The organism is Variovorax sp. V118, assembly GCF_041154445.1.
GTDB lineage: Bacteria > Pseudomonadota > Gammaproteobacteria > Burkholderiales > Burkholderiaceae_C > Variovorax > Variovorax boronicumulans.
In genome coordinates this window covers 2976486-2992174 of sequence record NZ_AP028663.1, presented here as the reverse complement: position 1 = coordinate 2992174, position 15689 = coordinate 2976486, and the positions used below count along the sequence as shown (strand labels likewise).

Below are 15689 nucleotides of genomic sequence, written 5' to 3'. Positions count from 1 at the left end.
TCTTTCTTCACCAGACGGCATGCCGTTCGCCGGCATGCCGTCGATGTTTCCAAGAGGTGGTTATGCGAGTGTCCAGACCCATTCCTTTTCCGTCGGAACCGGGCCGACCGCGCGCCCCGGGTGCCGGACGTGCCCGGTGCCAGCGGGGCGCCTTCGTTCCGAAGCTGGCGGCCTATGCGCTGCTGGCCTTCGTGCTGTGGCTGATGATCGCCACGCTGGTCGAGCCGCTCTTGTCTTCGCAGGCCACGCGCGCCGTGCTGCAGGCGCCGGTCGGCATCGTCACCTCGCCGATCAACGGCGTGGTGACGCAGATGGCGGTGCGCACGCGCGATGCGGTGGCGCCCGGCACGCTGGTGGCCACGGTGCGCAACCCGACCGTCAGCCAGGAGATCCTCACCACGCTGACCACGCAGCGCCTGGCCCTGCAGAGCCAGCTGTCGCAGCTGGGCAACCAGTACAAGTCCGACAGCCAGGAGATGCGCTCCATCGGCCAGCAGGCGCAGGTGACCCGCCAGGCCTCGCTGGCGCAGACCTGGGACGCCTGGGAGATCGCACAGCGCCAGCGCGACGTGGCGCACAGCGTGGTGGCCGAGCAGGAGAACAAGGTGCGCACCAACGAAGCGCTGCTGAAAGAGGGCGCCATCAGCGAACAGGTGATGAACGCGTCCGAGGCCCAATTGAGCACCGCGCGTGCCAATGCGGCGGTGGCCGAGCAGGCCTTCGCGGGGCAGGCGCAGACGGTGGTGAGCGCGGGGCAGGGCGCCTTCGTGGGCACCAGCGGCAACAGCCTGTTCCAGACGCTCGCGAGCCGGCGTGAAGCGCTGCGCAACAGCAGCGACCGCGCGCGCCAGGACGGCGCCGCGATCGTCAAGCAGCTCGCGCAGATCACGCAGCTCGAGGACGAAGAGCGCCGCCGCGTCGACAAGCTCGCCGCCTACGAGGTCAAGGCGAGCCAGCCCGGCATGGTGCACACGGTGCTGGCGCCCGAGGGCGCGTATGTCACGGCGGGCTCCTCGCTGGTGCGCGTGACCGACTGCAGCCGGATCGGCGTTGTCGCCGTGTTTCCCGCGCGGCTGGCCAAGCGGCTGAGCGTCGGCTCGAAGCTCGACGTGAAGGTGGCGCAGAACGTCGACGTGCAGGCGCGCGTCGAGCAGCTGCTGCCCGTGGCCTCCGACGCACTGCAGAGCACGTACAGCGTGCCCTTCCCCTTTGCCGAGCAGGGCTCGATCTATGCGGTGGCGCGCATCGAGGCGCCCGAACCGCCGCCCTCGGAAGACGGCAGCCGCCAGACCCTGTGCGTGCCGGGCAAGGTGGTCTCGGCCAGCCTCGCCAAGGCGTGAGAAAGCATGTCGCGCAGCCCACCGAGAACGCCATGTCGATCCCTTTTTCTTTCCGTGCCGTGGCACGGTGCGCCGCCGCATCGATGGCGCTCGCCGGCGTCGCCGCTGCTGCCGCGCCTTCACCCGGTGCCACGCAGCAGGCCCTTGCGCGCGAGAGTTGCGACGGCCTGCGCCGCGCCGTCGCGCACGACCAGGGCGGCGCGACGTCGGGGCCGCTGTTCCTGAGCAGCTACCGCCCGGCGAATGCACAGGGCGAGCCGCCATTCGAGCCCGCGCTGGCGGGCGCCGCTTTCACCTACGACAACGCGCTGGCCGGCATCGCGCTGCTGGCGTGCGGCGAGCGCGCCGCCGCACGGCGCATCGGCGACGCCGTGGTCCGGGCCGTGGCGCACGACCAGACCATGCCCGACGGGCGCGTGCGCAATGCCTACCGCGCCGGGCCGGTCACCGAGGAAAAGCCCGCGCTGCCCGGCCGCTGGGACGCGGGGCGCAAGCAGTGGATCGCCGACGCCTACCAGGTGAGCACCGCCACCGGCAACGTGGCCTGGGCCGCGTTGCTGCTGCTGAACCTGCACCAGGCCGAGCCCACGCCCGCCTACCTGGCGACCGCGCGCCGGCTGCTGGCCTGGACCGAACAGAACACGCGCGCCCGGAACGGCCCCGACGGCTACAACGGCGGACGCCACGGCTGGGACAACGCGCAGCGCGCGCAGACCTGGAAGTCGACCGAGCACAACCTGGACATCGCCGTGGCGGCGGCGTGGGCCGCACGCGCGGTGCGCGCCGACGGCCAGCCCGACGCGGCGGAGCAAAGGCAGGCGCGCACCGCGCTCGATTTCGTGGGCCGCATGTGGAACCCGTCGGAGCAGCGCTTTCACATCGGCACCAAGGAGGATGGCGCCACCGTCTCCACCGAAGGCTCGGGCCTCGATGCGCAGCTGTGGCCTTTGCTCGCGGCGCCCGAAGGCTCCTGCGCCTGGGTGCGCAGCCTCGACTGGGTCGAGAAGCACCACCGCGTCGGCGCGGGCTACGGCTTCTCGCGCGAGCCCGACGGCATCTGGACCGAAGGCAGCGCGCAGGCCGCCGCCACGCTGGTGGCCCGCAAGGGCGCGGCGCCCGAGGCGCTGTGGCAGCTGCTGGCCTCGCAGCGCGCCGGCAACGGCCTGTACTACGCCACGCCGAGCACGCGCATCGCCACCGGCCTGGCCATCGGCCCCGATTCGACCGGTGCCGATTTCTTTTACTACCGCTGGCCGCACCTGGGCGCGACCGCCTGGATCGCCCTGGCCGCCACGGGTTTCAACCCCTTCACCGGCAAGACCGCCGCATCGGAAGTCCCCTCATGTCCAGCCTGATCGCCACACCGGAATTCCAGCTCAACGCCCTGGTCGGGGGGCTCGCCTTGCTCCTCATGACCTGGGCCAGGGTCGAGCGCATCACCCACCGCGTGCTGTTCGGCGCGCTCACCGCGTTGCTGCTGCTGCGCTACGCCGTCTGGCGCATCGTGGCCACCATGCCGCCCTCGGACCTGGGCTTCGAAACCCTGTTCGCCTGGGTGTTCCTGGGCTTCGAGCTCACGGCCATCGTCTACACGCTGATGTCGATCCACATGCTCATGCGGCGCCGCGACAACCGCGCGCAGGCCGACCGGGGCGAGGCCGCGCTGCGCGAACGCCATGCGCGTGGCGAGGAGGTGCCGGCCGTCGATGTCTTCATCTGCACCTACAACGAAGAGCTGGCCGTGCTCGAGAAGACCATCATCGCCGCGCAGGCCATCGACTACCCGCGGCTGAACGTCTGGGTGCTCGACGACACGCGGCGCGACTGGCTGCGCGCGTACTGCGAGCGCCGCGGCGTGCACTACGCGCGGCGGCCCGACAACCGCCACGCCAAGGCCGGCAACCTCAACAACGGCCTGCGCCTGTCCGCGGGCGTGACCGACGCGCCGTTCATCCTCGTGCTCGACGCCGACTTCGCGCCGCAGCGCCAGATCGTCTACCGCATGCTCGGCCTGTTCGAGGACCGCCGCGTGGGGCTGGTGCAGACGCCGCAGTTCTATTACAACGCCGACCCCATCCAGCACAACCTGCGCGCCACCGACAGCTGGGTCGACGAGCAGCGCGTGTTCTTCGACGTGCTGCAGCCCGCCAAGGACGCGGTCGATTCGGCGTTCTGCGTGGGCACCTCGTTCATCGTGCGGCGCGACGCGATCACCGAGGCCGGCGGGTTCCCGGTGGGCAGCGTGTGCGAAGACATCCACACCACCTACCTGCTGCTGCGCCACGGCCGCATCACGCGCTGGCTGGGCGAGCGGCTGTCCAACGGGCTGTCGGCCGAGAGCATCATCGACTACATCAACCAGCGCAGCCGCTGGTGCCTGGGCACGGTGCAGCTCGCGCTGCTGCCCGACGGGCCCCTGCGCGGCCCGGGCTACAGCCTGTCGGCGCGGCTGCACTTCCTGCACGGGCTGCTGCACTGGCTGGGCAAGCCCTTCATGGTGCTGGTGCTGCTGGCGCCGGCGCTGTACTGGTATGCCGGCGTCTCGGCCTTCCATGCCACGCCGCAGGCCTTTGCGGCCTACGGCCTGCCGTCGCTCGTGATGTTCTGGGCCTACAGCTACTGGGTCAGCCAGCGGCGCTGCCTGCCCGTGTTCAGCGAGGTGAGCCAGCTGGTGGCGGCGATGGCCGTGAGCGGCACGCTGGCGCGCGCGATGCTGAAGCCCTTCGGCCATCCGTTCAAGGTGACGGCCAAGGGGCTGGACCGCTCGCGCACGGTGGTGCACTGGAAGCTGGTGGCCGTCTTCGGCGGCCTGCTGGTGGCGCTGCAGGGCGCGGCCGCGATGGCGGCGCTGGGCGGCGAGGCGCTGACGCCGGGCGACCAGCTCAACCTCGTGTGGACCGGCATCGCGCTGGTGCTGTGCCTGAGCGCGCTCATGGCCTGCGTCGACCTGCCGCGCCCGCAGCAGGAAGAGCGCTTTCCCTGGCGCGCGCGGGCACGGCTGCGCACGGCGGCGGGCGAGGGCGAGTCGCGCTTCGTCAACATCGCGGCCGACGGCGCGCTGCTCGAAGGCCGCGGGCCGCTGAAGCGCCTGCGCGTCGGGCAGCCGCTGGAGGTGCATGTCGAGCCGGTCGGCTGGCTGCCGGCCCACCTCGCCGCGCGCGGCAGGGCGGGCGCGGAGCTGAAGTTCGCCGCCACCGAGGCGCAGCGCGAAGACCTGGTGCGCCACGTCTTCAACGTGCCGCCGAGCCACGTGGCCGTGCAGGTGCGGCCGTGGCAGGCGGCGTCGGCGCTGTTCGCGAGTGCGGGCATGCGCGCGCCGGGCGCGGGCTTTGCGCGGCTGTCGCTACGCCTGCTCTTCGCGGTGCTGGCCGTGTGCATCGTGCTGGTGACGACCGGCTGCAACCTCACGCCGCCGCTCAAGGACCCCGACCTGACGGTGCCTTCGCAATGGCCTGCGGGCGCGACGGCGCCGGGTGTGCAGCCCGTGGACTGGCGCAGCTTCGTGCAGGACGAGGAGCTGCGCGGCCTGATCGCCACCGCGCTCGAGCAGAACCGCGACCTGCGCGCCTATGCCGCGAAGGCCCGCGAGGCGCGCGCGAACTATGCGGGCAACCGCGCGTCGCTGTTCCCGGCGCTGGGCCTGTCGGCGCATGCCCAGCGCGCGCAGACCACGCCGCAGGGCTCGCTCAGCCCGGTCGGCAACCTGCCGTCGGACGGGCGCGTGTCCAACAGCTTCGACGTGCAGGCGGGCGTGATGTCGTACGAGCTCGATTTCTTCGGCCGGCAGCAGAGCACCGCGCAACAAAGCGGCGCGCTCGCCGAGGCCGGCGACAAGGACCACGCGGCCGCGCGCATGAACCTGGTGGGCGAGGTGTCGAACGCCTACCTCACGCTGCGCGCCGACCGCGCGCTGCTCGCGCTGGCCGAGTCCAACGAGGCCGCGCTGAACGCCAATGCCGACACGATCGGTCGCGCCCGCGCCGTGGGCGGCGCCGCGCAGCTCGACGTGTACCGGGTGCAGTCGCTGCTGCAGACCGCGCGCGTGCGGCAGGAGGAATACCGCATGCGTGTCGCACAGGACCTGCAATGGCTCAACGTGCTGGTCGGGCGCCCCGTGCCGGCCGAGACGGGCAGCGCGCGGCCCTGGCCCGAGCGCTCCACCGCGCAGGTCGCGGCCGGGTTGCCGTCCAGTCTGCTGCAGCGCCGGCCCGACCTGCTCGCGGCCTATGCGCGCGTCGAGGCCGCCAACGCCGGCGTGGGCGCGGCCAAGGCCGCGATGCTGCCGACCATCTCGCTCACGGCGCTGGCCGGCGGTGTGAGCAAGGAGCTGTCGACCCTGCTCAGCAGCGGCAACAGCAGCTGGGCCGGCGTGCTGGGCGTGTCGCTGCCGATCTTCGACTGGGGCCGCCGGTCGGCCAACGTGAGCGCCAGCGAAGAGCGCCTGGCCGCCGCGATGGCCGGCTACGAATCGGCGGCGCAGGTCGCCTTTCGCGAGGTGGCCCACGCGCTGATCGCCAGCGACCACCTGCAGCCCCAGCTGGAGGCACAGCAGGCGCGCGTGCAGGTGCTCGAGAAGGTGGCCGGCATCTCGCGCACGCGTTTTCGCAGCGGCATGGAAGACTACTTCTCCAGCCAGGACGCGCAGCGCGAGCTCTACACCGGGCAGCAGCAGCTGATCGAACTGCAGCTCAAGGCGGCGGTGAACACCGTGAACCTGTACAAGGCCCTGGGCGGGGGCTGGGGCAGCGCGTAGCGCGGGGGCGTCGGCGGAGGGCCGACCCGGCCGCGTGCGTGCGACCGGCGATTCAGTTCACGGCACCTCGTCGCACCACACCCTGAATCCATCCAGTTCGTTGGGCCCGAAGGTGTTGGACAGTGCGACGTCGCTGGCGTCGCGCCCTTGCGCGATCAGCACGCGGCCGATGCGGGGCACGTTGTTGCGCGCGTCGAAGGTGTACCAGCGGTCGCCCAGGAAGGCCTCGAACCAGCCCGCGAAGTCCATCGTGCCGTGCGGCGGCGGGGTGCCGACATCGCCGAGGTAGCCGCTGCAATAGCGGGCCGGAATGTTCAGGCAGCGGCACAGCGTGATGGCCAGGTGCGCATAGTCGCGGCACACGCCTTGCCCTTCCTTGAAGGCTTCGAACGCCGAGCGGGTGCGCCGCGCATGCGGGTAGCCGAACTCGATGTGCTGGTGCACGAAGTCGCACACCGCCTGCACGCGGCCCCAGCCGGTCGGGCCGTTGCCGAAACGCTGCCAGGCGAAGTCGGACAGCAGGTCGGTTTCGCAGTACCGGCTGCCCAGCAGGTAGAGCAGGGTGGACTCGGGCAGGTACTCCACCGGCACCTGCGGCGCCGAGGGCACGACGATGTCGGGTGCGCCGCTGTCGTGGACCACGGTGTCGGTGCTCAGCACGAAGCGGCCCGCGGGGGCGACCAGGCGTGTGCACCAGTTCCCGAACAGGTCACGGTACGCGGTGGTGGGAACGGCCGGTTTCGTGAGCAGATGGTCCGGGCGCAGCAGGTCCGAGGCGCGCGAGTAGTGAATGCTGAGGGCCAGGATCATCGGCGTCGGCCGGGGAAACTGGTAGGCGATCTCGAAACCGAGCTGGATGTTCATCGGCCCATGATGCGCCTTCATTCGCCAGCGCGCGGGAATTCGCGGTGCGAATGCCAGCGCGCGGCGGCTTTCAGGGGGCGTCGCCGGACCCCGACGTGGCGTGGCGCTGCTCGGCATAGGCCTTCAGCGACCGCATGGTCCGGGGCAGTCCGTGTCGAACCTGCTTGGCGACGCCCGGCCCGAACAGGAAGGCCAGGGCGCCGGTGAACCACACGCGGTGCACCACGTCCGAGCCGCTGTCCGTTGCGGACACCGTGTGCTTGAAGTGCATGCGGAACAGGGGGATGTAGCCCTGCGCGGTGAACGACTGGCCCTCGGAGCGCTCCGTGACGACCATCGGAACACCCATGCCTTTTTGCGGAACGATCCGGCCCTTGGTGCCCACGGCGAAGGGGCCGTCGAGCCGGGCCTGCTTGGTGTCCGGGTCCCACAGGTGCCATCGGTCGACCTCGCTCCAGATGCGGTCGATGACCCGGGGCGGGACGGCGATGTGGATGCGTTCTTCGATGTGCATGGGAGGAGGGGTTGAAGGGATCGGGGAGCCTAACGCACGCGGCGCGCCATGCCTTGCGCCTCCAGTCGTCAGCGCTCCTTGCGCAGGATGGCTTCCAGCGCCTCCATCGCCTGCGATGCCGAGGGACTGAGGTAGCCGCCGGCGCGCCGCACGATGCCCACGCGGCGGGTCGATCGCCATCCGCCGACGGGGCTGACCGGCACGAACTGCGCCGCGACAGGCGGCTCTTTCAGCACCGAACGCGGCACCGGCATCAAGGCGCCCAGCGAGCGCACCAGCGCCAGCTCGCGCTGGGATGAACGCGAGGTGCCCACCGGCTCGGGCGGGTCGAGCCGGTGCGCGCGGAAGTTCGCTTCGAACTCGGTGTGCGTCGACGTGCCGGGCGCCATGACGATCCACCGCGCCTGCGCGAGCTGGTCCCAGCCCACCTCGCGTTTGGTGCGCGCCAGCGGATGGCCGATCGGCGCCATGGGCAGCAGGGGGTCGTCCCGCAGGCCTTCCCATGCCAGCGCAGCCGCCGGTTTCTTGTGCAGGCCGGTCAGGGCGAACTCCAGCTCGCCCATGGCGACGGCCCGCGTGAGCGAGTCGGAGTTGCCACCCGACAGGTCCACGCGGATCCCGCGCTCGATGAGCGCGGCCACCACCGGCAGCACCCAGCGGTCGGGAATGCCGTCGCCGACACCGCAGCGCAGCACGCCGGCGCGCGCCTGCCGCAAGTCGCGCAGTTCCGCATGCAGGTCGGCGGCGTCCAGGTCGATGCGCTGCGCCCGCTTCAGGAAGGCCAGGCCCAGCTCGGTGGGGCGCATGCCCCGGGCCAGCCGTTCGAACAGCTTGACCTTGGTGGCGCGCTCGAGCCGCGTCACGGCCTTGCTCAGGGTGCCCGGTGACATGCCGAGGCAGGCCGAGGCATGGCTCAGCCCGCCTTCGCGCGCGATCACCACGGCCAGATGGAGGTCGTTCAAGTTCATGGTTTTCCAAAGTGGAAAAGGTCGCCACGGAATGTAGGTTGCTGCGCGCCGGGCGGCAACCTATCGTTCAGCCCGGACACCACCAGGAGACACACCCCTCATGCTTCGCAGTTCTTTCTTCCTGGGCGCCCTGTGCGCCCTGTGCGCCCTGTGGGCCCTGGGGACTGCCTCGGCCTGCGCGCAGGCGGCCTATCCTTCGCGCCCCATCACGCTGGTGGTTCCGTTCACCGCGGGCAGCGGCACCGACATCGGCGCGCGCGTGCTGGCCAAGGACCTGACGGACATCCTGAAGACGCCCGTCATCGTCGACAACAAGCAGGGCGCGAACGGCGCGCTGGGAACGGCGGCCGCAGCGCGCGCGAAGCCCGACGGGTACACGCTGCTGATCGGCTCGGCCACGACCAACGCCGTCAATTTCTCGTTCTTCCCGGCCAGGCTCGGCTATGCGCCCGGGTCGTTCGAGATGGTGGCAGGCCTGGGCACCAGCCCGATCTCGCTGTACGTCGCGGCCAACGCCAAGTGGCGCAACCTGGCCGACCTGATGGCCTACGGCAAGGCCCATCCGAACGCGCTCAGGTGCGGCAGCGGCAACGCGGTGACGCAGGTGGCCTGCGAGATCTTTCGCAAGTCGGCGGGCATCGACGCCGTCACGGTTCCCTACAAGTCGAACCCGCAATCGCTGGCGGACCTGGCCGGCGGGCACATCGACTTCGCGTTCTCCGACGCGTCGGTGGCCAAGGTCTTCATCGACGGGAACAAGCTGAAGCCGTTGGCCGTGGCCGCCGCGCGGCGCTATCCGGCCACGCCCGACGTCGGCACGTTCCGCGAACAAGGCATTGCCGATTTCGAGATCACCGGATGGACCGCCGTGTTCGTGCCCGCGGGCACGCCCGCGCCCATCGTCGAGACGCTGCATGCGGCCATCCGCAAGTCCTCGGCGTCGCCGGAGTCGGTGCAACTGCGCGCCAGCAGCGGAACGCAGCCGCTGGCGTTCAATCTGGAAGAAGGCCGCCGCTTCGCCAGGGAAGAGATCGCCCGCTGGGCGCGCTATGTGAAGAACAGTGGCGTCAAGCCGGAGTGACGCGATGACATCAACCTCCACACCCCTGGCCGGCTTGCGCGTCATCGACTGGACCCACGTGCTGGCCGGCCCCTTCGCCGGCTACCAGCTCGGCCTGCTCGGCGCCGAGGTGATCCGCATCGAGCGCGCCGACGGCGACGACATGATCCGCGCCAAGGGCCTCGATGCCGAACTGACCGCCCTCGGACTGGGCGAGACCTTCGTGACACAGGGCGCGGGCAAGCGCTCGCTGGCCATCGATGCGCGCGACCCGCGGGCCAAACAGGCGCTGAGCGAACTGATCGGCAGCGCGGATGTGCTGCTGGAAAACTTCCGGCCCGGCAAGCTGGCGGCGCTCGGCTTCGATCCGCAGCAATTGATCGCGCGCCATCCGCAGCTGGTCGTCTGCTCGATCACCGGCTTCGGCCCCGCATCGGACCGGCGCGCCTACGACCACGTGATCCAGGCCGCGAGCGGGCTCATGGCGGCCAACGCCGACCGCGACGGCAAGCCGCAGCGCGTGGGTTTTCCGCTCGTCGACTACGCCGTGGGCCAGCAGGCGGCGCTGGCGGTGATGAGCGCGCTCTACCGGCGCGACCGGTCGAGTGGCGAGGCGCGCACGCGCGGCGAATGGCTCCAGGTGTCGATGATGGGCGCGGCGCTCACGCTGATGGCGCCCACCTACGCGGGGCCGCTGGTCAGCGGCATGGAGATGCCGCGCAGCGCATCGACCGCGTTTTCCGGCAGCCCGCTGTCGGGCACTTTCGAGGTGGCCGACGGCCAGATGGCCATCGTCTGCAATGCGGCCGACCAGGCGAAGGGGCTGCTGAACGCGTTGCGCGAAACCGGCACGGACGCCTCGCTGCTGTCGTCACTGCACGAGGCCGCCGAGCAGCGCGATGTGCCGCGCGCGCAGGCGCTGCTGGGCCAGGCACTGGGTGGAAGGAGCACGGCCGAATGGGATGCGCTGCTGACCCGCCACGGCGTGCCCGCCACGCCGGTGATGCGCCCCGCACAGGCGGCGGCACAGATGGCGCGCGACTGGCCGCACGTGGAACTGCCCTTGCCGAACGGCGCGCGGCGGGTGCCGGTGCCAGGCATCGGCTTCACGTCCAGCGAGCCGCTGACGCCTTCGCTGCGCGCGCCGGTGCGTCGCGGCGCGGACACGCGCCGCCTCTTGGCCGAAGCCGGGTTGGAGGCGCCGACCATCGCGGCCATGCTCGCCGACGGCGCGGCGAGCGAGCCCGCGGACTGAGCGCTGCGGTGGTCCCGCCGGTGCTGCGGCGCGTCCCGATTCGGCGCCGAAAGTGTGGCGAAAACGCCGAGAAAAATATTTCTCCAGGTTTTTCAGCGTCGCTGCCTGTTTCGCAGGCACCGTGTTGCAGGCCCCGCCAGGCAAGGGTTTCGCGCGCTGCGCACACGGTTTTCCACAACATTGTCCCCATCGGGATTGGAAAACCCGTCACTTCGATGTGCTAGGGGCGCGAACCGGGCAGGGGCAGTCGCAGCCAGACGGTGGTGCCGGCACCGGGCGTGCTGTCCGCGCCCAGGGTGCCGTTGTGTTTCTGGACCACCGCGCGCACGACGGAAAAGCCCAGGCCCATGCGCCGCGTGCCCGTGCCCTTCGTCTCGCCGGGGGCGGCTTCCGGCGCGGTGGGCGCGCGCCGGCCGCGCGGCGCGTGGAGCAGGGCGTCGAGCTGTCCGGGCGTCATGCCCGAGCCCTGGTCGCTGACGGAGATTCGGACGCTGGCCGCGTCCGCGCCAGGTTCGATGGCCATGCCCAATTCCACGCGGCGGCCGGACGGGCTGTGGCGGATGGCGTTGTTCAGCAGGTTGACGATGGCGCGGGTCAGCAAGGCCCCGTCCGCGCGCAGGATCGTGTCGCCGGCGGCGTCGTCGATGCGCGCTTCGACGCGCACGCCATGGGCCTGCGCGTAGTGCCACACCTGGTCTCTGGCATCGAGCAGCACGGCGCCGACGTGCGTGTCCGCAAAACGGTAGTCGTCCGATTCGGCCAGCGCGAAATCCATGAAGCCCTCGGCCATCGCGAGGGTGCGCTCGGCTTCGCGGCCGATGGCCGAACGCATGTCGGCATCGGCGGTGGGATGCATCGACAGGATGCTGAGGATCGTGACCTGCGGGCTGCGCAGGTCGTGCGAGAGGAACTGGCGCCACTCGTCGCGCTGGCGCTGCGCTTCGCGCTCGGCCGTGAGCTCGGGCAGCATCACGACCCAGCCCCGGTCTTCGGGCGCGTCGCCGCTGAAGGCCGCGGCCTCCAGGCGGAACACGCGCGCGTCGGGGGTGGCGTACTCGCCGTGCAGCCGGTCGGTCCAGTGGGCGGCGTCCGTGCGGGCCGGCGCGCCGCTGGCGGGCGGCACGGCCAGCGGCGCGATCAGCTCGGGCAGGCGCACGCCGCGCAGCGCGGGCGGTGCAATGCCATCGTCCTCATGCGATGGCATGGCACCGCCGCCCAGCAGCCGGAAGGCCGCCGCGTTGCCCGACCCGATGCGCCCCTCTTCGTCGCAGATCAGCATGGCCACGGGCATCGCCTGCATGGCCTTGTCCATGAGCTGCTGCATGCGCCGCAGGCGTGCAATGGCGCGGTCGAGCGCCTGCTTGGGATGCTCCGCCGGATCGGCGGGCGCCGGCGAGCGGGCCGGCATGACTTCGAAGGTGCCGCCGGGCAGGGCGTCGAGCACCTGCGCGCGCTTGCGCAGGTAGACGAACTGCGATTCGAGACGGCGCCAGCTCCACAGCAGGTAGAGGATGGCCAGGCCGAGCATCGGCGCCACAGGCGGCAGCCAGTGGTGCCACACCAGCATGGCGATGCCGCTGATCAGCAGGCACGCGCTCGCGAGGCCGGCGGCGATCGGCAGCGCGTGCCGGCCCCGCCGGACCAGCAGCCACAGCGCGAGCCACAGCGGCACCACGGTCCAGGCGGCGTGCCACAGCGGCGGCGACACGCTCACGTTGCGGCCGTGCATCAGGTTGTCGATGGCATTGGCGTGCACCTCCACGCCGGGCAGCACGCCGCGGATGCCGGCGTTGGGCGTGAGCGTCTGGTCGCCGAGGCCGGGCGCGGTGGCGCCCACGAGCAGCAGCTTGTCGCGCAGCAGCTCGGCGGGCACTTCGCCGCGCAGCACGCTCACGTAGGGCACGGTGCGGTAGCTGCCGCGCGGGCCGGCGAAGAGCAGGCGCAACGGGCTCTGGCGCAGCCAGTCGACCGGCGTCGCTTCGGAGTCGACCACGGCCGGCGGGACGCGCTGCGCCATCAGCGCGCCCACGTAGGGCTGCAGCTGGTTCGGATAGCCCTCGAGCAGGTACAGCGTGCGCGCCACGCCGTCGGCGTCGGGCGCGAGGCCGGCATGCCCCACGCCGCGGGCCTGGGCGGCAAAGTCCGGCAGCGGTGGCAGGAAGCCCGGCCATTCGTGGCTCGTGAAGGCCAGGGGGCTCGCGTGCAGCAGCGGCAGGTACACGGGCAGCAGGCCCATGGCCCGCGCCAGGTGCGCGTCTTCGCGCGGGTCGGCGCTCGGCTCGGTCAGGAAGAGGTCGAGCAGCACCGCGCGCGGTGCCGCCGGCGCGAGCCGTTCGAGCAGGCGCGCGTGGGTCGCGCGGCTCCAGGGCCAGCGCCCGAGTTCGCGCAGGCTGTGTTCGTCGATGGCGATGATCAGGATGTCGGCCGACGCCCGGTGCGAGGCCAGGATCAGCAGGCGGTCGTGGATGTACGCATCCATCTGCAGCAGGCCCGGGCGGTGCGCCAGGCCGAGCATGGCCAGCGGCAGCAGCAGCGCCATCAGCAGGCGTTCGACGACGAGGCGCATGCGCGTGGCCCCGCTTCAGCGCGCCGGAATGTCGAAGCTTCCGCCGAAACCGGTGGCTGCGGACGCCGCACCGTCGGGGGTGGCCTGGCGCGCGCGCCAGTGGTAGCGCCCGCCGAGCGCGAAGGGGCCGACCGTCATGCCGGTGGCATAGACCGCGGGCTCGTTGACCAGCAACACGGCGAAGTCAGGGCTGCGCGCGAGTTCGAAGGTGTAGCGCTGGCCCGCGATGCCCGGCCAGCGGACCTCCACGCGCCCGTCAGGCAGTGCGGTCGATGTGCTCTGGCCGCCCGCGCCGCCTTCGACCGTGGGCAGGTAGACCGTGCCGTCGCCCGGCAGCCCTTCGAGCCGGGCGGCATCGAAGGCCGTGAGGCGCAGCTGGTACAGGCCCGATGGCAGTTCCGCCGGCACCGTGAAGGAAGGGCCTGGGCCGCGTTGTTCGTACACCGGCAGCAGGAAGCGCTCGTCGCGCGCCAATTGCAGGCGGTAGGTTTGCGCGCCCGCAACGGGCGTGAAGCGGAACGTGCGGTCGTTGCGCGCCGTCGTTTCGGGCACCAGCTGGGGCGCTGGCAGCAGGCCCTGCGCTTGCGACGGGCCGCTCTCCAGCAGCACCGCGCCGCGGCCTTCGCGCAGCACGAGCGGCGGCTCGGACTGTGCGGTGCGCTGCACCACTACTTCGCCCGAAATCACTTCGCCGGTCAGCACGCCGTCTTCGTCGCGCACGCGAAAGTGCGTGCCGCGAACGCCCAGGCCCATCGACCGCGCGCGGATCTCGAACTGCTGGTTCGGCTGCTGCTTGTGCACCTGGGATTCGACGCGACCTTCGATGAGCCGCAGCCGCACCGTGTTGGCGTCGATGGCCAGCACCTCCAGCGCGCTGCGCGAGGGCAGCACGACGCGGCTGCCACCCGCCACCCCGAGGGTCACGAAGGCATCGGTGCCGGTGATGAGCGTGTCGCCGGCCTGGATCGGCAGGCCGGGCGTGAGGACCTGTTCAGGCACACCCGCGCGCTTGCGCGAGGCCCGACCCTCGACCGCGGTGACCACCGCCGCGCCCTCGGGCACGAGCCGGCCGTCGGCAAAGTACAGCACCGTGCCCGGTTGCAACAGGCGCGGCTCGCCCACCTGGTTGCGCTGCTGCACTTCGGGCCAGCGCAGCGGCGTGTCCAGCTGCTGGCCCGAGATGCCCCACAAGGTCTCGCCGGGCTTCACCACGTGCGGCGACTGCGCGCCCGCCGCCGTGGCGACGAGCAGCGCGGCGCAGGCCAGGAGGCGGTGCGGGCGGAACGGGCGGAACGGTGGTTGGTGCGTCGTCGCCATCAGGAATCCGCCTGCGGTGCGTGTTGCGTGGCCTCGAGCCGGTAGCCGCGGCCGTACACCGTGCGCAGGCTCAGTCCGCTTTCGGCTTCGAGGCCGAGCTTGCTGCGCAGCCGGTAGATGTGGCTGTCCAGCGTGCGCGAAGGCAGCTCTTCGTTGCTGTAGCCGGCGCTTTCGAGCAGATGCGCGCGCGACACCGTGTCGCCCATGTGCTGGAACAGCGTCAGCGCGAGCTTGAATTCGCGGTCGGTGAGGGCATGCCGCTGCGGCGTGGCGTCATCGCCCGGGGCCGGGTGGATCAGGACGCTTTGCGACACCCGTTCGAACTCCCAGCGGCCGAAGCGCTCGCCGTCGGACGGCGCGATCGGCACGCGCCGGGCCATCAGGCGCTGCACGCGGGCGCGCAGTTCGAGCGGTCGGAAGGGTTTGACGATGTAGTCGTCGGCGCCGAGGTTCAGAGCCTGCACCACGTCGTGCTCGGAAGCGCGCGAACTCAGCATGAGCACCGGCACCTTGTCGGTCTGCCACTTGCGCAGCCACTGCAGCAATTCGACGCCGGCCAGGCCGGGCACGTTCCAGTCGAGCACCAGCAGATCGAAGCTTTCGCGCCGCAGTGCCTGTTGCAAGGTCGACCCGTTCGAAAACGTGATGCAGGTCACATTCGTCTCGCCAATTGTTAACAGCTGCTCGAGTGTCCGCACGAGATGCGAGAGCTGGTTCGGGTCGTCTTCAAGGATGGCGATGCGCATGGACTCCAGGGGTGGCGGCGGCAATTTTGACAGTGAATCCACACCCGAAATCTGACGAATTCCGTAGCGTGGACGTTATCAACATTGTTGGCGATGGTTATGAAGTAGTAAAGAAATTCACAAATGCAGCCTAAAGCTGGCTGCAAATCTGACCAAACCTCACGCCGGCCCTTCTACCCTCGAAGGCCCTCGACATCATCCGCCCCCTGTAGCGCCACCCGGCGCTCCGATCACTCCACATCTCCGGTCATCTCCGCTCGCCATGTCGCGATCCTGCGGAGTAAGGCTGGCTTGCATCCGAGGAAC

General features: G+C 71.0%; 11 protein-coding genes. 5 read left to right on the top strand and 6 right to left on the bottom strand.

Features of this window, described 5'->3' with window-relative positions; genetic code table 11:
* Nucleotides 1-68 precede the first annotated feature (68 nt).
* Genes ACAM52_RS13845 through ACAM52_RS13835 form a run of 3 tightly spaced genes read left to right on the top strand, consistent with a single transcriptional unit; the run spans nucleotide 69 to nucleotide 6093 of the window.
* On the top strand, nucleotides 69-1340 hold the full coding sequence (locus ACAM52_RS13845) for an HlyD family secretion protein (protein WP_369647339.1): 1272 nt from the start codon (nucleotides 69-71) through the stop codon (nucleotides 1338-1340).
* 32 nt (nucleotides 1341-1372) lie between these two features.
* On the top strand, nucleotides 1373-2695 hold the full coding sequence (locus ACAM52_RS13840; protein ID WP_369647338.1) for a hypothetical protein: 1323 nt from the start codon (nucleotides 1373-1375) through the stop codon (nucleotides 2693-2695).
* Nucleotides 2683-6093: an efflux transporter outer membrane subunit gene (locus tag ACAM52_RS13835; RefSeq protein WP_369647337.1), complete on the top strand. Its 3411-nt coding sequence runs from the start codon at nucleotides 2683-2685 to the stop codon at nucleotides 6091-6093. Before ACAM52_RS13840 ends, ACAM52_RS13835 begins: the two co-directional genes overlap by 13 nt.
* 57 nt (nucleotides 6094-6150) lie before the next feature.
* Here the strand turns inward: ACAM52_RS13835 and ACAM52_RS13830 are convergent, their stop codons facing one another.
* The 3 genes from ACAM52_RS13830 to ACAM52_RS13820 form a co-directional block, all read right to left on the bottom strand.
* Nucleotides 6151-6957 carry a transglutaminase family protein gene (locus tag ACAM52_RS13830; RefSeq protein WP_369647336.1) on the bottom strand — a complete coding sequence of 269 codons (807 nt, stop codon included), beginning with the start codon at nucleotides 6955-6957 and terminating at the stop codon, nucleotides 6151-6153.
* A 70-nt stretch (nucleotides 6958-7027) separates the two neighbouring features.
* Nucleotides 7028-7471, bottom strand: a complete 444-nt coding sequence (locus ACAM52_RS13825) for an SRPBCC family protein (RefSeq protein WP_062482767.1) — start codon at nucleotides 7469-7471, stop codon at nucleotides 7028-7030.
* 68 nt (nucleotides 7472-7539) lie between these two features.
* Nucleotides 7540-8439, bottom strand: coding sequence for a LysR family transcriptional regulator (locus tag ACAM52_RS13820; protein WP_369647335.1), 900 nt, complete (start codon nucleotides 8437-8439; stop codon nucleotides 7540-7542).
* A gap of 100 nt (nucleotides 8440-8539) precedes the next feature.
* Between ACAM52_RS13820 and ACAM52_RS13815 the strand changes: the two genes are divergently transcribed.
* Both ACAM52_RS13815 and ACAM52_RS13810 read left to right on the top strand, forming a co-directional pair.
* On the top strand, nucleotides 8540-9520 hold the full coding sequence (locus ACAM52_RS13815) for a Bug family tripartite tricarboxylate transporter substrate binding protein (RefSeq protein WP_369647334.1): 981 nt from the start codon (nucleotides 8540-8542) through the stop codon (nucleotides 9518-9520).
* Between the two features lie 4 nt (nucleotides 9521-9524).
* A complete protein-coding gene (locus tag ACAM52_RS13810) occupies nucleotides 9525-10754 on the top strand; it encodes a CaiB/BaiF CoA transferase family protein (protein ID WP_369647333.1) in 1230 nt (409 codons plus the stop codon).
* Between the two features lie 220 nt (nucleotides 10755-10974).
* On the opposite strand, the gene ACAM52_RS13805 is transcribed toward ACAM52_RS13810, so the two are convergent.
* Genes ACAM52_RS13805 through ACAM52_RS13795 form a run of 3 tightly spaced genes read right to left on the bottom strand, consistent with a single transcriptional unit; the run spans nucleotide 10975 to nucleotide 15383 of the window.
* Nucleotides 10975-13320: a CHASE2 domain-containing protein gene (locus tag ACAM52_RS13805; RefSeq protein ID WP_369647332.1), complete on the bottom strand. Its 2346-nt coding sequence runs from the start codon at nucleotides 13318-13320 to the stop codon at nucleotides 10975-10977.
* 15 nt (nucleotides 13321-13335) lie between these two features.
* On the bottom strand, nucleotides 13336-14637 hold the full coding sequence (locus ACAM52_RS13800) for a FecR domain-containing protein (protein ID WP_369647331.1): 1302 nt from the start codon (nucleotides 14635-14637) through the stop codon (nucleotides 13336-13338).
* Entirely contained in the window at nucleotides 14637-15383 is a 747-nt protein-coding gene (locus tag ACAM52_RS13795) for a response regulator transcription factor (RefSeq protein ID WP_369647330.1), read from the bottom strand. Before ACAM52_RS13795 ends, ACAM52_RS13800 begins: the two co-directional genes overlap by 1 nt.
* Between the last annotated feature and the right edge of the window lie 306 nt (nucleotides 15384-15689).